Source organism: Pseudarthrobacter defluvii (genome assembly GCF_030323865.1).
Classification (GTDB): Bacteria; Actinomycetota; Actinomycetes; order Actinomycetales; family Micrococcaceae; genus Arthrobacter; species Arthrobacter sedimenti.
Map to the genome: position 1 here is coordinate 3,544,801 of NZ_CP066362.1, position 17,416 is coordinate 3,562,216.

The following is a 17,416-nucleotide window of genomic DNA, read 5'->3' on the forward strand; positions in this document are numbered from 1 at the left end:
GGTTTCCCGGACCATCCGGGCTATCCGTCGAAGTGGGTCCTGGCACTGCTGCCCGACAACTGCTCAATCAGCTCGCCGGCCACATCCCGGAGCTTCCGGTTGCGGTTGCTGGAGACCTTGGTGAGGATTTCCATCGCTTCTTCCTGGGAACACCGGTTCTGCGCCATGATCACCCCGCAGGCCAAGTTGATGGCGGTGCGGCTTTGCATTGCCGCTTCGAGGTCGTCGGCCCTGCTCTGCGCGTTGTTGATGCGAACGGAAAGATTCAGGGTGTTGTGGGCGGCAGCGGCGAAACCCACGGCCTTGTCATAAACGTCAGCGGTGAACACGCCGGGCTTCGTGGCAAAGAAGTTCAGGGCAGCACTGGCGTCGCCCGTGATCTCCAGCGGCACACCCAACGTACTGCGCACGTTATGCTCAGCGAGCCGGCGGTTCAGTGCCTGCCACCGCGGGTCCCTGTCGACGTCGTCGATGATTACGGGGGCCATCTCCCTGAGCGCCCGGATGCAGGGGCCGTCACCCAACTCCTGCTCGATATGGTCCAGCTCAATCGCCCGTGCACTGCTGCCGGCAGCCGTTGCAGGCCTGCGTTTTACTTTTAGCGTGACTGCGCACTCAATCGTGTCCCCGGCAGCTTCAGACACCGCGGCGGCGGCAAGGCTGGACAGGCCGGAAAGGAACTCAACCCCATTCTCCGAGCCCACCAGGATGCTCTGAAGTTCCTGCACAGATCCATGGTCAGATGAACTCGACATTCGCCAAGCTTACGTGAGTTCACGCGGCTGGGGGCTGCTCCTGCCCGGCGAACCTGAAGCAAATAAGTTCCTGTATCAGAAACCCGCCAAGGGGCGTAGTGTCCAAGGTAGGAGATTTCGGGATGGGGGACACGGTCCGGGGGTTGAATATACGGGCCGTCCCGCGCCAAGAGCGGCGGCCGCTAGCCGGGACCTAAACTTTCAGGCGTAACCAGGATCGAGGCCTTATGGCCACCTACCATCCACCAGCAGCCCGCAAAGGGCACCCGAGCCTTCCGCCTGAAGATGCCTTCATCCGCGCCGGCGCACCGCTGCCCGGGTCCTCGCCGGGGGCAGCGGCAGTTGCCGCGCCCGCAACCGGAGCGCACTCGTGAACGCCGACTGGACAGGGGGCCCGGACCACCTGCTGGAAGCCGACGAGCAGCGGCGGGCAGTAGCCCAGCGTTTCCATCAGGGCGGGGTCCCGCTGATCAAACTGTGGACCTACTACTTCGGCCTCGGCGGCGATGCCGACGAAATGTCGCTGGACGCCTACCTCAACGAGGCCCTGCACCTGCCGGCCGCCCAGGTGGGGCTGATTTCCACTGCCATGACGGAGTTGACCCCGGATGAAGACGAATGACCGGCAACGAAGGCTCTCCCCGGAAGCTTGACGGCACGGCCCCGGCCACCACCGATCCGTCACTCCAGGAGTTGGTGCTGGAAAGCCGGGACATCCAGGCCTTCCTTGCGGACCTGGCCATCCTGGCGGCTTCGCGGCTCTCCGTCCCAGGCAACACGATTCACAGCGGTGTCACGGTCCTCCGGCACCGGAAGCCCGAGGCGGTGGCAGCGAGCGACGCCGCCGCCAAAGCACTTGACGAGCTGCAGAACGGATTTGGCCAGGGTCCGTGCCTCACTGCGCTCCGCCGCAAGACCACCCTCCTTGTGCCTGACCTCGCCGCCGAGACCCGCTGGCGGCCCTACGTGCGGACGGCCATGGAGCATGGTGTGTCATCAATCCTTGCGGTCCCGCTGGACCTTGCGGGGGACGCCGAAGCAGTGCTGAATCTCTACTCGGGCTGCAGCAACGGGTTCAGCAGCGAGGACATAGCCGCTGCGGAGCTGTTCGCCGGACAAGCGGCAAGCTCCCTGCGGCTGATCCTGCGGATTTCCCAGCTCAGCGACGCCCGGAATGACCTGTCCGCTGCCATGCAGTCGCGGACTGTGATCGACATGGCCATCGGGGCAATCATGGCCCAGAACCGCTGCGACCGGGACACCGCCTTCACCATCCTGACGCGGACCTCGAGCGCCAGGAACGCCAAGCTCCGGGAGGTGGCCGCAGCGGTCATCATGTCCATCTCAGGGGAAGCAGGGATCTCCACCCATTTCGAGGAATAGCAGCTGTGTCGCCGCTCACACGTGATGAGATTCACTTGCAATAAACGCCGCATTTGGTTGTGGCCTCTCAATCGGCATGGGCACTATGGATGCGCAGGGCCGGAAACCATCCGCCCTTGACATCCTGGTGACGCAACGAGGCCCACCGGTGAGCGCAGGCCACCGACTCTCCGAGCGCGGACAGGCCACCGCCGGCAGACAACCGGCTAGATACAGGAAAGTACTGAACAATGACGTTTAACACTGCCGAATCCGTGACGCTGAAGATCTGGGACCGCGCGTCGCTCCACGAGACCCTCGATTCCGCGGTCTCCGACCTCTCCTCCCGCCACAACACCACCACCTGCCGCATTGCAGTCCACTGCAGCGGGCCGAACACCTTCACGCTGAGCGTGCGCGGCGACGAGCCGGCACTGGCGCTTTAAGCAGCCCCAAGCAAAGGGCGCGGACGACGGCGGGACCCACCCGGCGTCGGCCGCGCCCTTTCTGCTGCCCCGAAACAAAAGTGACAACGATCACATAACTTTCTGCGTGACGTTTCCCTTCCTGCCTGCGTCCTTACCTGTGAGGGCGCACGAGGCGCCCTGGAACGCTGTTCCAGAACGAAAAGGAGCGACGGAAATGACCACGCAGACCCAAACCCCCGCAACGGTCCAGCAGAAGACGGCGGCTGCCGCCCCCACCCACGAACTTTCCTCCGGCAACGGCCAGGACGGCCGTGGACGTACCACCGTGGCGGACGGCGTGGTGGCCAAGATCGCCGGCATCGCCATCCAGGAGATCGAAGGGGTGCACGCCCTGGGCGGCGGCGCAGCCCGGGCCCTGGGAACCCTTCGCGAAAAGGTGGGCCAGAAAGACCTCACCCAGGGCGTCAGCGTCGAGGTGGGCCAGACCCAGGTTGCCGTGGACGTGACCCTCGTCGTGGAGTACCCGCACCCCCTGCAGCAGGTGGCGGACAACGCCCGGGACGCCGTCTACTCGGCAGTGGAGGACCTGGTGGGAATGGAGGTCACCGAGGTCAACATCACCATCACGGACATCCACGTCCCGTCCGACGAAGACGACTCGGATGACGCCGCCCGCGAACCGAGGGTTGCATGAGCCCCCTGGCAGCCGGCACCGCAGCCGGAGCCGTCCTGGCTCTGGCCGCCCTGGCCTTCGGCTTCTGGGGGTTCCTGCTCACGGCGGTCTTCATGGGAATCGGAGCCGTCCTGGGCAGGGCCGCGGAAGGCAGGCTGGACCTCGGCGCCGTGCTGGACGCCCTGCGCGGCCGCCGCTCGTCATCGTGACCGCGCCACGGCCGGCCACGCAGGGCCACACCCGCATCGCACCGGCAGCACTGCGGCACACCATCGAGGCGGTGGCCGCGGGCGCCTTCGGCGTCAGGCGCGGCGACGTGTCCGCCACCCTGGCGGACGACGCCGCAAAGCTGGGAGTGGACCTCTCGGTCAGGCTGCCGCCGCCACCGCTGCTCGGGACCGCGGGGCGGGGGCGGCAGTCAGTGATCGAACGGGCAAGCATCGCCCGGCTGAAGATCTCGTCCCTGGGTCAGCAGATCACCGGCCTGGACTGTGGCCGCATCAGCATCCGCATTGCCGGAGCAGGACGGTCCACCCCTGAACCCCGTGTGGACGCCAAACAGGACAGGAGGAAACCGTGAACCAGGCCGGGACCAACAGGCGGATCATCCGCCGGGAAACGCATTCATCGCGCGCCGGACTGTCCGCCCTCACAGCGGTGCTGGTGTTGGCCGCATGCCTGTGGCTCGGGACTGAAAGCATCCTCTCCCTGCTGGGGCAACCCGCACTGCTGGCATCCCCCGGGATGACCGCATCGCTCATCGCCCGAGTGCCGGAAGCGGTCACGCCGGCAGGCATGGTGGCAGGCGGGGCAGCTGTTGCCCTCGCGGGTGCCGCGCTGCTGCTCGCCGCGGTCACGGGCGGGAGACGCGGCCGGCGTGCCATGCACAGCTACGGGAGTGCCCTGGTGGTGGACGACGAAGTAATCGCCGCCGCCATCTCACGCAGGGTGCGCCTGGCCGCCAACCTGGCCCCGGAGCAGGTGGCCACCGCCGTGACCCGGAACCGGGCGCTGGTAAGCGTCCGTCCGACGTCGGGCATCACGGTCGACCCGGATGCCCTCACCGCAGCGGCAACGGACGAAGTCACTGCCCTCCGCCTGCGCAAGGCCCTGGCGCCGCACGTGCGGATTGCCACGAAAGGAGCGGTGGGACGGTGAACAACACCAACAGGGCATTGAACAGGATCCTCCTGGCCATCACTGGGCTGGTACTGCTGCCGGCGGGAGTAATGGCGGCGGGTGCGGCCCTGGTCCCGGCCCTTGGGGAGCAGTGGAGCATCGTCACCTCAGGCCTGCTGGAAAGGTGGCGGCACCTGTTGGCCACGGCCCCTGCGCCGGATCCCCTGGGCAGCTGGTGGGCACTCGCCGTGCCGGCGCTGCCGCTCCTCGGCGCGGTGGCCAGTGTCGTGTGGCTGACCCGGCAGGGCGGCGGGCGGACCGGCACAGCGGCCCTGGCACAGGATCCGGAACTCGGGGACACGGCAGTGGACGTCTCCTACCTCGCAGCGGCAGTCGAGGAAGCGCTGGAAGGCAACCGGGCCGTCGTCGGGAGCTCCCTGACAGCGTGGCGAGGACGGGGAAACCGCCGCAACAAACGGAACACGTCCCCCAAACTCCGGCTCAGGCTGCAGGCACGGAAGGGCGCCTCCCCGCGGGAGGTGGCAGACCTGGCCGAAGGACTGGTCAGCGGGATTGACGCGCTGCTGGGTCATCGCAGCACCGTCCTGGTCCCAATAGGAAGTGGACCCAGGACAAAGCTGGCCCGCGCACACCGCGCGGGCTAGAAAACACGAACCGATTGAAAGGAATTGACCATGGGACTCGACGACAAGGTCAACAACGCGGCCACCAACCACCTTGGCGCGGCCAAGGAGGGCGCCGGGAAGTTGACCGGCAACGGGGAACTGGAACGCGAAGGCCAGCGCGACCAGGCCCAGGCCAAGCTGCAGGAGGCGGGCGAAAAGGTCAAGGATGCCGCCAAGGGCATCGGCAGCAACCTCAAGGATGCTGCGGCCAAGGTCAAAGAGGGCTTCAGCAAAGAGTAGCCGCTTCCTCTCCCAGCGGCAGGCCTGCGCTGCCTTCCCGGCGCGCAGGCCCGCCTGCCGCCCCTCAGGCGCTAGCGCCGATAGTGAAAGCAGAAACCGGTGACAGGAGCACCCTTGATGCGGGACCAGCTGGACGTGGTCCCCGATGCCATCCTGGCAGGCAGGGCGGCCGACGGCGATACGGCGGCGTTCGAAACACTTGCCCGCCGCTACGGCCCACACCTGCGCGCCTCAGCCCGCCGGCTGACCGGCTCCTACGCCGACGCGGACGACGTTGTGCAGGAGGTGCTGGTCCAGGCGTGGCAGCAGCTGGACACCCTCCGGGAACCTGCCGCCGTGAAGGCCTGGCTCCTGCGGTTGACCGGCAGCCGGAGCATTGACCTCCTGCGCAGGCGCCGGAACCACGCCACCCTTACCGGACCGGAGGATGACCAGCCGGCGGACACTGTTTCCCCGGGAGCCGGGCCGGAAACAGCGGTAGTGGCCGGCGCAGGCATCCGATCCTTGAAGGCTGCCTTGTCGACCTTGCCGGAAGAGCAGCGTCGTTGCTGGATCCTGAAGGAAATCAACGGCCAAAGCTATGAAGAGATTGCCCGGACCTTGAACATCAGCCCAGCCAGTGTCCGGGGGCGGCTTGCCCGGGCCCGGATTACACTGGTCCGCGAAATGGAAGATTGGCGATGAGCATGCCCCACGAGACGTTCGAGTGCGGCCACACGCTCGAGGAACTGAGCCTCTACCTGGACACCGGTGAGTTCCCCGATCCGCCCCACCTCGAGTCCTGCCCGGAATGCCGCAGCGGCCTCGATTCGCTTCGCCGGCTCTCCGCTGCCGGAGAAAAATTGTTTGCCAGTGACCTTGCGGCTGCCGGCAGCGGTAACGATGACTGGATGAAGGAGATCCTGGCCCATCTGGCGCTGGAGCTGCGCCCGGGCCGAAGCATCCCGCTGCGCGCGGACGATCCAGCGGATACGCTGTCGCAAACCGAGAGGTCGGTCCTTGCCCTGGTGCGCTCCGTGACGGACAACCTGCCCGGAGCCGTGGCCGGAAAGGTGCGGCTGGATGGGGACGTCACCGTACCCGGAGAGCCGGTGAGCGTGCGGCTGGACCTCGCTGTCCTGTTCGGCCACCCGCTCATGCCCAGCGCCGCGTCCCTCCGCGAGGACCTGGCGGAAGCGCTGGCGCGCCACACTGAGTTGAATGTGGCCGCCATCGACATCACCATCACCGACGTCATCGAAGCTCCCCGGGAGGAAATGTGACCAGCCTCTTGCAAGCAGCCATCCTGGCGGTCGACGGCGTCACCGAGGTCTTTCCCGCCCGGAACCTTTGGCAGCGGCTTCCGGGCCGGGTGGCGTCCCTGGTGCAGCCCTGCGAGGACGCCGCCGGCGACGGGCAGCTGGTCGAAGTCCGGGACGTAGGCGGCCGCACGGAGGTCAATGTCCGCATCGGCGTCAGCCCCGACGCCCGGACGCCCGACGTGGTGCGGGCCGTGGCCGCGGCGGTGCACAGCAGCCTCTCCCCCGCCGAAGCCGCGGTCAAAGTGACGGTGGTGCGGATCGCACCCGCCCGGGGCGGCGCAGGCGTTTAGCCGCCATACCTGTCAGGCCCTTTGCCCCTGTTTGGCCCGGCACGGTGCCGATAGCGTCTGGTCATCACCAACTTTCCGGCCGCGAGTACAAGGAGTTTCCCATGGGCCATATAAAGGTGAGCACAGCGATCAACGCTCCGGTGGACCGCGTCGTGGAGGTAGCGTCGGACCCCAGGCACTGGGCGTCGTGGTGGGTCAACCTGGGCGAGCCAGAGAAGATCGAGGGCGACGGCGGTGTGGGAACCGTCGTCGAGCACAAGTACCTCATGGCGGGTGTCCCCTTCCACGTCACCACCCGTGTGACCGGCAGGGAGCAGACCCCCAACGGCGGCCAGCGGCTGCAGCTGGAGTTCAATGGCCCCCTCAAGGGATGGCAGACGTGGGACTACAGCCCGGATGGAGACAACACCACGGTGGTGACCGCGGAGTTTGACTACAACGTCCCGGGAAGCGCCGTGGGGAAGTTTGCCGATGAACTCATCATCGAGCGCATGCAGGAGCGGGCACGCGAGCAGACGCTTGAGAACCTCAAGCTCCTGGTCGAAGCCGGCCCGCGCTGACCCTGGCAACTGCCCCCTGCCGGGTCGGACGGCGGCGCGTACCGGCGTAGCATTCGTCAGGTACGCCCAGACGACCGGGAGGGCAGATGGACACGCAGCACCACGGTAAAAGATTCAGTCTTAAGTCACTGGCGCTGCCCGTGGTCCAGGCTCCGATGGCCGGCGGACCCTCCACAGCGCAGTTGGCGGCTGCGGTGAGTTCCGCGGGCGGGCTCGGCTTCCTTGGGGCGGGCTACAAGAGCGCCGCAGCCATGCGCGCAGAGATCGAAACCGCCAGGTCGCTCACAACGCACCCTTTCGGCGTCAACCTCTTTGTCCCCCAGCCCTCGATCATCAGCCCCGAAGCACTGCAGCAGTACGCCGATTCGCTGGCCGCTGACGCTGAACGGTTTGGTGTCAGCCTGGGAGAGCCGAAGCACGACGATGACGACTGGGGCCAAAAGCTCGAAGCACTGCTGGAGCTCGCACCGGCCGTTGTCTCGTTCACCTTCGATTTCCCTGAATCCAGCGTGGTGGAGGAACTCCGGCAGCGCGGGATGTACGTCATCGCCACGGTCACGGGCCGTGAAGAGGCGCTTCGGGCGCTGGCGGCAGGCGCCGACGCCCTCTGCGTGCAGGGCCCGGAAGCCGGCGGCCACCGCGGCACCTTCAAGGCCGATGCACCCCCTCCGCTGGTACCCCTGCACGGGATCCTGGGCGACCTGTCCGACCTTGAGGTGCCGCTCATCGCCGCGGGCGGCATCGCCACTGCGGAGCACACCCGCGCCGCGCTCGCCGTGGGTGCCGCGGCGGTCCAGGCCGGCACCGCGTTCCTCTGCGCGGACGAAGCCGGAACCAAGGCCACGCACCGGGCCGCGTTGTCGTCGTCGCACCGTTTCACCACCACGGCCGTCACCCGGGTCTTCTCGGGCCGCAGCGCCAGGGGCCTGCACAACGAATTCATGCGCCGCCACGACGGCGACGCCCCCTACGGCTATCCCGAAATCCACCACCTCACCACTCCCCTGCGCGCCGCGGCCGCGGCGGCAGGGGAACCGGACTGGCTGAACCTATGGGCCGGCATGAATTACCGATACGCGGTAGAGGGCCCGGCAGCGTCAATCCTGAAAAGCCTCGCACCGTGACGTTGCGGGGCCCGGCCCCTCCCCGCAGGTGGGAAAGGCTGGTCAGGGCCGCATCGAACGAGCGGTTCTCCCACGGCCGCTGGAGGTGACGCTGGGTCTCCGCGGGCCGGGCCCATGAACCCCGGCGATGCTGCAGGGGCGGAGGGTGCGGGGTCACGCTGGGTGCGCCGGGCGCGGAGCGAAGCTGCGTTGACGCCTCAAATAACGACGGCGGGCCGGCCCCTTTTGGGAGCCGGCCCGCCGAACGCGGTGGTGCTTTAGAGGGTGGCGGTATCGATCACGAACCGGTACCGGACGTCCGAGGCAAGGACGCGCTCGTAGGCTTCGTTGATCTTCTCTGCCGGGATGACCTCGATCTCGGCGCCCAGGTGGTGCTCGGCGCAGAAGTTGAGCATCTCCTGGGTCTCGCGGATGCCGCCGATCATGGAGCCGGCGAAGGAGCGGCGGCCGCCGATCAGCGCGAAGGCGTTGACAGGGAGCGGTTCGGCGGGGGCACCGACGTTGACCAGGGCGCCGTCGAGCTTAAGCAGGCCCAGGTAGGCGCTGATGTCGATCGAGGCGCTGACCGTGTTGATGATCAGGTCGAAGGAGCCGGCGAGATCGGAGAAGGTGTTCTCGTCGCTGGTCGCGTAGTAGTGGTCGGCGCCCAGCTTCAGGCCGTCCTCCTGCTTCTTCAGCGACTGTGACAAGACAGTCACCTCGGCGCCCATGGCGTGCGCCTGCTTGACGGCCATGTGGCCCAGGCCGCCGAGGCCGACGACGGCGACGTTCTTGCCGGGGCCGGCACCCCAGTGCCGCAGCGGGGAGTAGGTGGTGATGCCGGCGCACAGCAGCGGTGCGGCGACGTCGAGCTCGATGCCCTCGGGGATGTTCACCACGAAGTCCTCGGTGACCACCACGTGCGTGGAGTAACCGCCCTGGGTGATAGTGCCATCCCGGTCAACAGCGCCGTAGGTTCCGACGTTGCCCTTGAGGCAGTACTGCTCCTCGCCCTTCTGGCAGTTGACGCACTCCTTGCAGGAGTTGACCATGCAGCCAACACCAACGCGGTCGCCTACTTTGTGCTTGGTCACCTCGGAGCCAACCTCGGTGACAATGCCGGCGATTTCGTGGCCGGGAACCAGGGGGTACTGCTGGGGGCCCCAGTCGCCGCGGACCGTGTGGATGTCCGAGTGGCAGATGCCGGCGAACTTGATGTCGATCAGGACATCGTGGGGGCCCACTTCGCGGCGTTCGATGGTGGTAGCCACCAGGTCCTCCGTGGCGGACGGGGATGCATAAGCCTTGACGGTAGTCATGGTTCTCCTGTGATCTGTTGGGGGGACTTCTAAATGCTACCGGGGTTTGTTCGGAGCAAACCCCGGAAATGGGTGGGCCAGGGTGGCCCTGTTGTGCCTGGTCTTCTGAGTCCTACCTTTGGCGATGTTCCTGGGCGGAACCTGGTTATGGGCGGAGGAGCACCTTGATGGCCCGCCGTTCGTCCATGGCCTTGTAGGCGTCGGGGGCCTGGTCGAGCGGGAGTTCGAGGTCGAACACCTTTCCGGGATTGATGTCGCCGGCCAGGATGAGGTTGATCAGCTCGGGCAGGTACTCCCGGACCGGAGCGGGACCGCCGTGCAGGTGCACGAGCGAGGAGAACAGCTCGCGGCCGGGCAGCGCCACGTCATGCGATACGCCCACGAAACCGACGTGGCCGCCGGCGCGGGTGGCCTGGATGGCCTGCATCATTGATTCCTGCGTGCCCACAGCTTCGATTACGGAGTGCGCCCCGAGCCCTTCGGTGAGCTCCTTGATCTTCTGCACCCCCGCATCGCCGCGCTCTTCCACCACGTCAGTGGCCCCGAACTCCCGGGCAAGCGCCTGCCGGTCAGCGTGCCGGGACATGGCAATGATCCGCTCGGCGCCCATCTGCTTTGCCGCCAGGATTCCCAAAAGCCCTACGGCGCCGTCGCCCACTACCGCCACTGTCTTGCCGGGCCCCACCTCGGCCGCCTTGGCAGCGAACCATCCTGTACCCAGGACATCGGAGGCGGCCAGCAGCGACGGAACCTTGCCGGCGTCGGGCATCTCCGGGGTGGCGACCAGGGTGCCGTCTGCCAGCGGGACGCGCAGGTACTCGGCCTGGGCGCCGCCCACGCCCTCCCGGTGCACGCAGCCGGTCTGGTAGCCGGAGCGGCAGATCCCGCAGGTGTTGTCCGAGGCAAAGAAGGACCCCACAACGAATTGGCCCGGCTGCATGTTCTTCACGTCCGCGCCCACATCATCGACGATTCCCACGTACTCGTGGCCCATGGCCCTGGGCTCGTGGAGGACGTCGGCGCCGCGGTAGGGCCACAGGTCCGACCCGCAGACGCAGGCCGCAACAACCTTGATGACGGCATCAGTGGGCTGCTGGATGGCGGGCTTGTCCCGGTCCTCGACCCGGACGTCGCCGGGGGCGTGCATGATGGTTGCGCGCATGCTGGGTCCTCCAAAGAGTGAAAGGCTGAAAGCGGACAATCCCATCAAACCCGGCCCGTGAACCGTTAGCGAGGGTCCTGCTGAAACTGGTTCTGGCAGTACCTCCTTAGCGTTGCGCCGGTCGTCGTAACGTTTTCCTTATGGATAACCGAGCCGAGGTCCGGCAGTTTCTGTCCTCCCGCCGTGGGCGCATCACCCCGGAGCAGGCAGGCATCGAACCGTACGGTGGCCGGCGGCGGGTGCCGGGGCTGCGGCGCGAGGAGGTGGCGCGGCTGGCCGGTGTCAGCGTGGACTACTACACGCGCCTGGAACGGGGAAACCTCAGCGGTGTTTCGGACAGCGTCCTGGATGCCATTGCCGGCGCCCTGGAACTGGACCGCGCCGAGCACGACCACCTCTACGACCTGGCCCGCGCGGCCAACACATCGGGCCGCAAGCGGGCGGCGAGCGGGGGTGCTGCGTCCCCGTCAAAGGTTCGGCCGGAGCTGCAGTACCTCCTGGACGCCATCACGGACGCGCCGGCCTTCATCGGCAACAACCGGCTGGACATCGTGGCCGCCAACACCCTGGGCTACGCCCTCTACTCGGACATGTACCGCAATCCGTCCCGGCCGGCCAACCACTCCCGGTTCATCTTCCTGGATCCGCGCGCCCACAATTTCTACACGGACTGGGACCGGGCGGCTAACACCAACGTGGCCATCCTCCGCCGCGAGGCCGGCCGCAACCCGCATGACAAGGGCATCGCCGAACTGATTGGGGAGCTGTCCATGCGCAGCGACGAGTTCCGCACCCTGTGGGCCGCCCACAACGTCCGCCGCCACTACGCCGGGACCAAGTTCTTCCAGCACCCTGTGGTGGGCCTTCTTGAGCTGAACTACCAGGTCCTGGGGCTGGAAGAGGACCCCGGACATACCCTTACCGTCTATCCCGCGACCCCGGGCAGCCCGTCCGCTGAGGCCCTGAAGCTCCTGGCGTCGTGGGCGGTCACTGAAAATATCGTCGAAACGGCGCAGGCGCAGGTGGGCAGCTAGGAGCTCGGCGGCCCCGCAGCCCTTGGGCTGGCACTACGCGTCGGCGCCGGGCTCATAGCCAATGAGCCAGTGGAGCCCGTAGCGGTCGATGACCTGGCCATCAGAGGCGCCCCAAGGCTTGGCCGCAAGAGGGTCAACCACCCGGCCGCCAAGGCTGAGTTTGTTGAACCAGTCGTGGAGAATTGCAGGCTCGGCAGTACCGAGCAAGGAGAGCATTAGGCCTTCAAACCGGACGCTCGTCCCGCCCGGAGGCGTGTCCGACCCCGCCAAGGCAACAACGCCGCTGAGTTCGCCGTGCGCTATCGCATCCGGGGCACCATCCGCCCGGCCGAACTCCGCATTTGTGTGGAGGGTAAGCTCACCACCGAAAACGGACGCATAGAATCCGAGTGCCTCACGCGCCGTTCCTGGAAAGCTGACGTAGATCTGGGGTGCGGTCATTCCGCCAGCCTACAGACATGAGGCTTCGGCGTGACCCACTGCTGCACAGGCGCGAAGGCTAGGAAAGGTTCGACGGCGGATCGAGCGGCTTAGCGTCCGCCGGCCGCCATCCTGCCAGCTCGCCGAAGCGGTCAACAGCCTGCTGGGCAGCGCGATACAGCGCGGGATCCGACCACGACGCCACCGCCCAAGTTGCCACCGCAGCCAGGGCCTCCGCCAGCAGCCTTGCAGAGTCTCCTGGTGATGCCTGCGCCAGGATCGCCGCCCGGTCCGCCTCCAAGGTGTCCGCCATGGATTTGCTGCTGACCCGCTGCCAGACGTCTGGGATGGCGTCCACGTCCAGTAGCCGCTCCCGCAGGGGCCACTTGTCGATGAATCGGGCCACCCAGGTTTGGTGGCGCTTCCCGTAATCCTTCCTGCGCTGCCGGCTCTTCCAGTGGGGATAGAAGCTGAGCACCAGCGTGCACGGAACGAGGATTGCCAGCACCGTCATTGCCCAGGCCGCTTGCCCGGTGTCGCCGTCCCCGACTGCATCCCCGTACACCCCAAACAGGGCTCCGCCCATGATGCACAGCAGGATCCAGGTGACGCCCAATATGTCGCTTCGTCGCTTCTCCGCCTTTGTGCCGAACATGGCAGGGGCCGGTTCCGCGGCAACAAATGCCTCTTCTTCGGTGAGCCCGACATTCAGGAGCTTTTGGGTGCCAGGGCCCGGCATGCCGGATTTGTCCGGAACGTCGACGTAGACCGGCGGCAGGCCCGTCAGGTCCTGCCCAGCTTGGTTGGCCACCTTACCCATGTTCCCCCCATAACCATCGTGCTTTCCCGTCCGTCCCGTCGGGACCCGCTTTCAGAGTCTACGATTAGGCGGGCTCCACGCGGGTAGTCCCTAGACTGACAGATGGACGTTTAGCAGGACGATACGAAGGAGCGAGTGAATGGCCAATGTAGTTGTTGTAGGTGTGGATGCCAGCCCGTCAGCACGGAAGGCTGCGGAAGTAGCCCTTGGCCTGGCCGAATCGCTGGGAGCGTCACTGCACGTGGTGACAGGTTTTGAAATTGAAAACGCGGAGACCTTTGGCGTGGGATCGGACAAGGTCCGGATCTCCAACGCCGACAGCTCGGAGATGGTGGCCAAGTCCCTGGCCGCATCGCATCCGGGGGTGGAAATCACGCACTTCGCCTCCCGCGGCAAGCCGGCCGATTCCCTCATCAAGGAGGCCATCCGCCTGGACGCGCGCCTGATCGTAGTGGGCAACCGGAGGATGCGCGGCATTGGCCGGCTCCTGGGCAGCGTGGCCAACAGCGTGGCGCACAACGCCCCGTGCGATGTTTACATCGCGAACACCTACGAGGACTGACCTACCGCGCAGCAAAGGTGGGCGGACGACGGCGGGACCTCCCGCCGTCGTCCGCCCACTTTCATCTGCAGAGGGGTCAGGCGCCGTATTCCTCGTCGGTAACGTGGTGGAGCCACGTGACCACCTGCCCATCCGCATCGGCCTCCTGCATGGCGACGTGTGCCATGAACCGCTCCGGGGTGGCCCCGTGCCAGTGCTCCTCGCCCGGCTCGATGTAGACCACATCGCCGGGACGGATCTCCTGGACTTCGCCGCCGCGCCGGGCCACGAGCCCAACCCCGTCGGTCACGTAGAGGGTCTGGCCCTTGGGATGGTGGTGCCAGGCGGTGCGGGCACCGGGGGCGAACCGCACATGCGCACAGCCGATGGCCGACTGCTCGTCAGGGTTCCGGATGCCGTCGATCTGAACGGTTCCGGTGAACCATTCCGCCGGTCCGGCGCCGGTCTGGCCGCCGCTTTTGGTGTACTTCATGTTCTCCTCCTGTTAGTCGGGGTTGCTGGACAGTGTGTTGGATGTTCCGGCAGTTCGGTCTGTAACGCGGGACGTCAGGAACGCCAGGACGGACGCCGCCGCAAGGATCCCTGCGCTGGCGAGGAAGGTGCCGCGGTAGCCGGCGGAATCGAACAGGACTCCGCCCAGAGTTGAACCGAGGGCGATCGAGGTCTGGATGACGGCCACCATCAATCCGCCACCGGCCTCGGCGTTGTGCGGCATGGCCTTGGCGATCCAGCTCCACCACCCCACCGGCGCGGAGGTGGACATCAGGCCCCAAAGTCCCAGGAGAACCACGACGGCGGCGAGCCAGTCACCGGTAGGAACGAGGGCGGCGGCGATGATCGCCATGAGCACCGGGATGGCAACCAGCGTCCGGTACAGCCGCTTCCCCAAAAAACGGCCGATTAGCAGGGTGCCCGCAAATCCCGCGGCACCAATCACCAGGAGAACCAGGGATACCGTGGCCGCATCCACGCGGGTCACCGTCTCCAGAAACGGGCGGACGTAGGTGAACAGGACGAACTGCCCCATGAAGAAGGACCCGCAGGCGGCCATCCCCCAGGCGACGGGTTTGCACTTGAGCTCCCGGAAAACCGCGAAGATGCCCCCGGTTCCCGCAGGACGTGTCCTGCCCGGCATGGATGGAAGGCTGATCCACTGCCAGGCGAGTGCCAGCAGCGCCACGGGGACCAGGCAAAAGAACGCTCCACGCCAGCCGATGACCGACCCAAGGTAGCTGCCCAGGGGCGCGGCCAGGACGGTGGCCAAGGCGTTGCCGCCATTGAAGATCGCGAGGGCACGCGGCACCTCGTGGGGCGGGACCAACCGCATGGCGGTCGCTGCGGACATGGACCAGAATCCGCCAATCACTACCCCGATGAGGGCCCGGCCGATCATGAACAGCAGGTACCCCGGAGCCAACGCAACCATTGCACCGGAGACCGCCATGACCCCGGTCAGCCCCAGCAGCAGGGTCTTGCGGTCCAGGCTGCCAGCCAGTGTGGACACCGACAGGCTGGTCAGCACGGCAATCAGGCCGGAGATGGCGATGCCCTGGCCCACCATCCCTTCCGAGACCTGCAGCTCAGCGGCCATCGGCGTCAGCAGGCTGACGGGCATGAACTCGGAGGCGATCAGGGCGAACACGCACAGCGACATCGCATAAACGCCGCCCCAGTGGGCCGGGTGCTGCCCGGCCGGATCTTGGGGCGCACGCGTCCTGGTGACAGTTGTTTCGGGGGCCATGCCTCCATGAAACAGGGAGTACGGAACCCTAGCGAGGGCCCTGCTGAAACCGGTTTTGGCAGAACCCCTTTATGGCACCGCGGCCGGCGAAACCTCCGGGCGTGATGTGGTGCCTGTTTCCGGCGGCTGCGGCTTGTAGACCCACGCCACCAGCACCACGGAGATGATCATCAGCAGGAACCAGGCCACCAGTTTCTCCAGGCCCACGGGATGCCAGCCGTCCAGCTGGCTGAGGTACTGCCAGGCTCCGGACCACGTGGCGATGTTCTCCGCGAGCCAGATGAACAGCGCCACCCGCAGGAACGAGACCACCAGCGGCATGCGGAATTCCCGGCGGAATACACGGAAGTGCATCACGCACCGGCCAAAGACCACCACGACGGCGGCAAGCAGCACCCAGCGCAGGTCCCAAATGTAGTGGTGGGTGAAGAAGTTGGCGTAAATCGCTGCGGCGAGGATTGCGGTGATCCAGCGGCGGGGGTAGGCCGCGAATTTCAGGTCGAAGAGCCGGTAGACGCGCACCATGTAGGAGCCAACAGCGGCGTACATGAACCCGCTGAAGAGCGGCACGGCACCAATGCGCAGGACGCCTTCGGCCTCGTAGGACCAGGAACCCATGTCCGTTTTGAACAGCTCCATGACGGTCCCCACCAGGTGGAACAGGACGATGACCCGCAGTTCGCGAAGGGTTTCCAGCCTGAAAACCACCATCAGGACCTGGATTACGACGGCGGCGACGGTCAGGAAGTCGTTGCGCGCCAGCCCAGCATCATCCTGGTACCAGAGCCTGGCGGTCATCAGCACGGCCAGGAGGGTGGCGCCGAAAATGCAGGCCCACCCTTGCTTGAGGCCAAAGACCACGAACTCGGTGAGCTTCGCCTTGGCACCGCCCGCGGGGGCGGTAGCCAGGAAGCGGCGGGCGCGTTCGTCGATCCGCTGCTCCACTGGAGTTGAATTACGCACTAATCCCCTGACGTTGGCTTGCCGGGCGGTTTCCCCGCAGGTCCCGGTCGAGCTTATTGAGGCAGTAATCCCGGTAGGAGTGCCGGAGCCGTGCCGGCAGTTTGGGATAGGCAAAGGCCAGGACACGCATGGTCCGGTGAAAGCGCCGCTCATGCCGGCCGCTCCACTGGAGGCCGAAGTCCTGCCGCAAGGGGGCCGGAAGGAAGCCGGCCGTCAGGAACCTGGCCGTGGGCATGATGGCGTGGTACCACCACGGGACGTTGGCCGGGTGCAGCAGGTCCTTGGCAACACTCAATGCGCCGTCCCCTGCGGACAGGCACGTGAGCTGTTCCTGCCAGTAGCGGGCGAACGCCGCGCGGTCTTTTGGCCACATGTCCGGCGGCAGCTGCAAGGCGGTGCCGAGCCTGGCGTAGTGCTGGTACACGGCGTCGGCGGTGTCGCCGTCGAGCGGTCCATAAATCTTTTCGATGACGGTCCTGGCGGTGTCGTACAGCGTGGCCGCCACCCATAACTGCAGTTTGGGGTCGAAGGCGCTGTAACCGGCGGAAGATCCATCCCCAGCCCGGCGGACCGGCGCATGGGCCCGGTTGACCCGGCGGCGGACCTCATTGGCCTGCTCTTCATTGCCGTACACAGTCCCGTAGACGTAGGTCAGCGTGCTGTTGAGCCTGTCCAGCGGGCGTTGGGCGAAGGTGCTGTTCTCCGCGACCCCCCGCCCTACCGACGGGTTGGCAAGCTGCAGCAGGATGGCGCGGCCGGCCCCGGCGAGCAGGATGACTTCCGCTCCATAGTCAACCGCTCCGCCCGCCATGTGAAAAGGGTACCGGAGCGGTATGACACCGGATGGGGCCCTTCGGCCCGTTGTCGTGGCTGGCCAG

General features: G+C 66.6%; 25 protein-coding genes. 16 read left to right on the forward strand and 9 right to left on the reverse strand.

The features are described 5' to 3' along the window. Positions 1-20: 20 nt before the first annotated feature. On the reverse strand, positions 21-755 hold the full coding sequence (locus JCQ34_RS16490; protein WP_286399293.1) for a GAF and ANTAR domain-containing protein: 735 nt from the start codon (positions 753-755) through the stop codon (positions 21-23). 370 nt (positions 756-1,125) lie between these two features. Between JCQ34_RS16490 and JCQ34_RS16495 the strand changes: the two genes are divergently transcribed. The 14 genes from JCQ34_RS16495 (at position 1,126) to JCQ34_RS16560 (ending at position 8,538) form a co-directional block, all read left to right on the forward strand. Further along, positions 1,126-1,377, forward strand: coding sequence for a hypothetical protein (locus JCQ34_RS16495; protein WP_286399297.1), 252 nt, complete (start codon positions 1,126-1,128; stop codon positions 1,375-1,377). Next, a complete protein-coding gene (locus JCQ34_RS16500) occupies positions 1,374-2,138 on the forward strand; it encodes a GAF and ANTAR domain-containing protein (protein WP_286399300.1) in 765 nt (254 codons plus the stop codon). The genes JCQ34_RS16495 and JCQ34_RS16500 overlap by 4 nt, the downstream gene beginning before the upstream one ends. Positions 2,139-2,368: 230 nt before the next feature. Continuing rightward, positions 2,369-2,563: a hypothetical protein gene (locus tag JCQ34_RS16505; RefSeq protein WP_142132572.1), complete on the forward strand. Its 195-nt coding sequence runs from the start codon at positions 2,369-2,371 to the stop codon at positions 2,561-2,563. Positions 2,564-2,759: 196 nt separating this feature from the next. Further along, entirely contained in the window at positions 2,760-3,239 is a 480-nt protein-coding gene (locus tag JCQ34_RS16510) for an Asp23/Gls24 family envelope stress response protein (RefSeq protein ID WP_286399303.1), read from the forward strand. Beyond that, positions 3,236-3,427 carry a DUF2273 domain-containing protein gene (locus tag JCQ34_RS16515; RefSeq protein WP_286399305.1) on the forward strand — a complete coding sequence of 64 codons (192 nt, stop codon included), beginning with the start codon at positions 3,236-3,238 and terminating at the stop codon, positions 3,425-3,427. The genes JCQ34_RS16510 and JCQ34_RS16515 overlap by 4 nt, the downstream gene beginning before the upstream one ends. Continuing rightward, on the forward strand, positions 3,424-3,798 hold the full coding sequence (locus tag JCQ34_RS16520) for a hypothetical protein (RefSeq protein ID WP_286399308.1): 375 nt from the start codon (positions 3,424-3,426) through the stop codon (positions 3,796-3,798). Before JCQ34_RS16515 ends, JCQ34_RS16520 begins: the two co-directional genes overlap by 4 nt. Beyond that, complete coding sequence (locus tag JCQ34_RS16525; RefSeq protein WP_286399310.1) at positions 3,795-4,376, forward strand: hypothetical protein; 582 nt, start codon at positions 3,795-3,797, stop codon at positions 4,374-4,376. The genes JCQ34_RS16520 and JCQ34_RS16525 overlap by 4 nt, the downstream gene beginning before the upstream one ends. Further along, positions 4,373-5,002 carry a hypothetical protein gene (locus tag JCQ34_RS16530; RefSeq protein ID WP_286399313.1) on the forward strand — a complete coding sequence of 210 codons (630 nt, stop codon included), beginning with the start codon at positions 4,373-4,375 and terminating at the stop codon, positions 5,000-5,002. Before JCQ34_RS16525 ends, JCQ34_RS16530 begins: the two co-directional genes overlap by 4 nt. Positions 5,003-5,032: 30 nt before the next feature. Beyond that, positions 5,033-5,263 carry a CsbD family protein gene (locus tag JCQ34_RS16535; protein ID WP_286399316.1) on the forward strand — a complete coding sequence of 77 codons (231 nt, stop codon included), beginning with the start codon at positions 5,033-5,035 and terminating at the stop codon, positions 5,261-5,263. Positions 5,264-5,380: 117 nt separating this feature from the next. Next, positions 5,381-5,947, forward strand: coding sequence for an RNA polymerase sigma factor (locus JCQ34_RS16540; protein WP_286404615.1), 567 nt, complete (start codon positions 5,381-5,383; stop codon positions 5,945-5,947). Continuing rightward, positions 5,944-6,525, forward strand: a complete 582-nt coding sequence (locus JCQ34_RS16545; RefSeq protein WP_286399319.1) for an Asp23/Gls24 family envelope stress response protein — start codon at positions 5,944-5,946, stop codon at positions 6,523-6,525. Before JCQ34_RS16540 ends, JCQ34_RS16545 begins: the two co-directional genes overlap by 4 nt. After that, positions 6,522-6,854, forward strand: a complete 333-nt coding sequence (locus JCQ34_RS16550) for a hypothetical protein (RefSeq protein WP_286399322.1) — start codon at positions 6,522-6,524, stop codon at positions 6,852-6,854. The genes JCQ34_RS16545 and JCQ34_RS16550 overlap by 4 nt, the downstream gene beginning before the upstream one ends. 101 nt (positions 6,855-6,955) lie before the next feature. Continuing rightward, positions 6,956-7,414 carry an SRPBCC family protein gene (locus JCQ34_RS16555; RefSeq protein ID WP_286399326.1) on the forward strand — a complete coding sequence of 153 codons (459 nt, stop codon included), beginning with the start codon at positions 6,956-6,958 and terminating at the stop codon, positions 7,412-7,414. Positions 7,415-7,500: 86 nt separating this feature from the next. After that, complete coding sequence (locus JCQ34_RS16560; RefSeq protein WP_286399329.1) at positions 7,501-8,538, forward strand: nitronate monooxygenase; 1,038 nt, start codon at positions 7,501-7,503, stop codon at positions 8,536-8,538. A gap of 257 nt (positions 8,539-8,795) precedes the next feature. Here JCQ34_RS16560 and JCQ34_RS16565 read toward each other — a convergent pair whose 3' ends face one another. Both JCQ34_RS16565 and JCQ34_RS16570 read right to left on the reverse strand, forming a co-directional pair. After that, positions 8,796-9,836 (reverse strand): NAD(P)-dependent alcohol dehydrogenase, encoded by a 1,041-nt coding sequence (locus tag JCQ34_RS16565; protein WP_286399332.1) that lies wholly within the window; start codon positions 9,834-9,836, stop codon positions 8,796-8,798. A gap of 145 nt (positions 9,837-9,981) precedes the next feature. After that, a complete protein-coding gene (locus tag JCQ34_RS16570) occupies positions 9,982-10,998 on the reverse strand; it encodes a zinc-dependent alcohol dehydrogenase family protein (protein WP_286399335.1) in 1,017 nt (338 codons plus the stop codon). Positions 10,999-11,138: 140 nt separating this feature from the next. On the opposite strand from JCQ34_RS16570, the gene JCQ34_RS16575 reads away from it, so the two are divergent. Beyond that, on the forward strand, positions 11,139-12,032 hold the full coding sequence (locus tag JCQ34_RS16575; RefSeq protein WP_286399338.1) for a helix-turn-helix transcriptional regulator: 894 nt from the start codon (positions 11,139-11,141) through the stop codon (positions 12,030-12,032). 33 nt (positions 12,033-12,065) lie between these two features. Here the strand turns inward: JCQ34_RS16575 and JCQ34_RS16580 are convergent, their stop codons facing one another. Next, entirely contained in the window at positions 12,066-12,473 is a 408-nt protein-coding gene (locus JCQ34_RS16580; RefSeq protein WP_286399341.1) for a VOC family protein, read from the reverse strand. A 58-nt stretch (positions 12,474-12,531) separates the two neighbouring features. Next, positions 12,532-13,263: a hypothetical protein gene (locus JCQ34_RS16585; RefSeq protein ID WP_286399345.1), complete on the reverse strand. Its 732-nt coding sequence runs from the start codon at positions 13,261-13,263 to the stop codon at positions 12,532-12,534. Between the two features lie 148 nt (positions 13,264-13,411). Between JCQ34_RS16585 and JCQ34_RS16590 the strand changes: the two genes are divergently transcribed. Continuing rightward, entirely contained in the window at positions 13,412-13,834 is a 423-nt protein-coding gene (locus JCQ34_RS16590; protein ID WP_286399351.1) for a universal stress protein, read from the forward strand. A 76-nt stretch (positions 13,835-13,910) separates the two neighbouring features. Here the strand turns inward: JCQ34_RS16590 and JCQ34_RS16595 are convergent, their stop codons facing one another. The 4 genes from JCQ34_RS16595 to JCQ34_RS16610 all read right to left on the reverse strand — a co-directional run bounded on the left by JCQ34_RS16595 (position 13,911) and on the right by JCQ34_RS16610 (position 17,349). Next, a complete protein-coding gene (locus JCQ34_RS16595; protein ID WP_286399353.1) occupies positions 13,911-14,306 on the reverse strand; it encodes a (R)-mandelonitrile lyase in 396 nt (131 codons plus the stop codon). A gap of 12 nt (positions 14,307-14,318) precedes the next feature. Then, positions 14,319-15,575 (reverse strand): MFS transporter, encoded by a 1,257-nt coding sequence (locus JCQ34_RS16600; protein ID WP_286399356.1) that lies wholly within the window; start codon positions 15,573-15,575, stop codon positions 14,319-14,321. A gap of 69 nt (positions 15,576-15,644) precedes the next feature. Then, complete coding sequence (locus tag JCQ34_RS16605) at positions 15,645-16,538, reverse strand: DUF817 domain-containing protein (protein ID WP_286399359.1); 894 nt, start codon at positions 16,536-16,538, stop codon at positions 15,645-15,647. Next, complete coding sequence (locus JCQ34_RS16610) at positions 16,531-17,349, reverse strand: oxygenase MpaB family protein (RefSeq protein WP_286399361.1); 819 nt, start codon at positions 17,347-17,349, stop codon at positions 16,531-16,533. The genes JCQ34_RS16605 and JCQ34_RS16610 overlap by 8 nt, the downstream gene beginning before the upstream one ends. Positions 17,350-17,416 lie beyond the last annotated feature (67 nt).